This window comes from Piscibacillus sp. B03 (genome assembly GCF_052246295.1).
Classification (GTDB): Bacteria; Bacillota; Bacilli; order Bacillales; family Alkalibacillaceae; genus Piscibacillus.
The window spans coordinates 1-1,529 of the sequence record NZ_JBQQCO010000084.1; the positions used below are offsets into that span (position 1 = coordinate 1).

Annotated in this window: 9 tRNA genes and 1 rRNA gene; all 10 read left to right on the forward strand. The window is 46.8% G+C overall.

The window, feature by feature from the left end:
- Nucleotides 1-251 precede the first annotated feature (251 nt).
- The 10 genes from rrf (at nucleotide 252) to ACTWQB_RS17280 (ending at nucleotide 1,349) form a co-directional block, all read left to right on the forward strand.
- A 5S ribosomal RNA gene (gene rrf / locus ACTWQB_RS17235) occupies nucleotides 252-368 on the forward strand.
- Between the two features lie 9 nt (nucleotides 369-377).
- Nucleotides 378-453 (forward strand) — tRNA-Val (locus ACTWQB_RS17240).
- A gap of 15 nt (nucleotides 454-468) precedes the next feature.
- Nucleotides 469-545: transfer RNA gene (locus ACTWQB_RS17245), tRNA-Thr, on the forward strand.
- A 197-nt stretch (nucleotides 546-742) separates the two neighbouring features.
- A tRNA-Lys gene (locus ACTWQB_RS17250) sits at nucleotides 743-818 on the forward strand.
- Between the two features lie 5 nt (nucleotides 819-823).
- Nucleotides 824-908 (forward strand) — tRNA-Leu (locus ACTWQB_RS17255).
- 18 nt (nucleotides 909-926) lie between these two features.
- Nucleotides 927-1,001 (forward strand) — tRNA-Gly (locus ACTWQB_RS17260).
- An 8-nt stretch (nucleotides 1,002-1,009) separates the two neighbouring features.
- Nucleotides 1,010-1,098: transfer RNA gene (locus ACTWQB_RS17265), tRNA-Leu, on the forward strand.
- Between the two features lie 10 nt (nucleotides 1,099-1,108).
- A tRNA-Arg gene (locus ACTWQB_RS17270) sits at nucleotides 1,109-1,185 on the forward strand.
- Nucleotides 1,186-1,190: 5 nt separating this feature from the next.
- Nucleotides 1,191-1,264: transfer RNA gene (locus ACTWQB_RS17275), tRNA-Pro, on the forward strand.
- A 9-nt stretch (nucleotides 1,265-1,273) separates the two neighbouring features.
- Nucleotides 1,274-1,349 (forward strand) — tRNA-Ala (locus ACTWQB_RS17280).
- Nucleotides 1,350-1,529 lie beyond the last annotated feature (180 nt).

Here is a 1,529-nt window from a genome sequence, read left to right on the forward strand (position 1 = left end):
GGTCCGAGGTGGACGCGTGGTGACACGTGGAGCTGACGGATACTAATCGATCGAGGACTTAACTTCGATTTGAAAAGACGTTAAATGATGCTTGGTAGTTCGTATTTAGTTTTGAAGGTTGTTAACCTTCTATTATTTTTATGGATATAAAATTCTATAAAAAATCCAAAAAAGTCATTGCATTTTTGCTCTAAGGTGAATATAATATTACTTGTCCTTGAAAAACATAGGATACATAAGCGACCTTACGGTCCGGTGACGATAGCAGAGAGGTCACACCTGTTCCCATGCCGAACACAGAAGTTAAGCTCTCTAGCGCCGATGGTAATTGGGGTGTTTTCCCCTGTGAGAGTAGGACGTTGCCGGGCATATGAACTGGAGGATTAGCTCAGCTGGGAGAGCACTTGCCTTACAAGCAAGGGGTCGGTGGTTCGAGCCCGCCATCCTCCACCATTTAAATAAATCCTGGCCGGCCTAGCTCAATCTGGCAGAGCAACTGACTTGTAATCAGTAGGTTGGGGGTTCGAGTCCCTCGGCCGGCACCATTTCATTAAATGATGAAGAATTATAGAACGCAAGTTCTTTAGGAGCCATTAGCTCAGTTGGTAGAGCAAAACCGTAAACATCGTTGAAATACTTCATTGTAGGTTTCTGCGAGGAGCGTAAGCTTCGCCGGTATTACTTGCAACGCGACGAGCATCTGACTTATCATTCTTACAATAGAACAAATTAATGTTGTTAGGAGCCATTAGCTCAGTTGGTAGAGCATCTGACTTTTAATCAGAGGGTCGGAGGTTCGAATCCTCCATGGCTCACCACCTTTGCGGGTGTGGCGGAATTGGCAGACGCGCTAGACTTAGGATCTAGTGTCTTACGACGTGGGGGTTCGACTCCCTCCACCCGCACCATATAAATTAAATAATTTTGCGGAAGTAGTTCAGTGGTAGAACACCACCTTGCCAAGGTGGGGGTCGCGGGTTCGAATCCCGTCTTCCGCTCCATAAGTCCTGCCGGGGTGGCGGAATTGGCAGACGCACAGGACTTAAAATCCTGCGGTGGGTTTCCACCGTGCCGGTTCGAATCCGGCCCTCGGCACCACTTTATTTAAGCGCCCGTAGCTCAATTGGATAGAGCGTTTGACTACGGATCAAAAGGTTAGGGGTTCGACTCCTCTCGGGCGCGCCATAGAACGGGAAGTAGCTCAGCTTGGTAGAGCACTTGGTTTGGGACCAAGGGGTCGCAGGTTCGAATCCTGTCTTCCCGATATTAATGTGGGGCCTTAGCTCAGCTGGGAGAGCGCCTGCTTTGCACGCAGGAGGTCAGCGGTTCGATCCCGCTAGGCTCCACCATTATTTTTGAATTAACTTTTGAATTAACTGTTGACTTTCAATAGTTAAGATGATATATTAATAAAGTCGCTGTTTTGAGGCGACATCATTTGAACCTTGAAAACTAAACAAAATAGCCTGTAGTCAATTCTAGTTTTTCATCTGGATTGGCAGATGAAAAACCTTAAACTATTTAGCCAA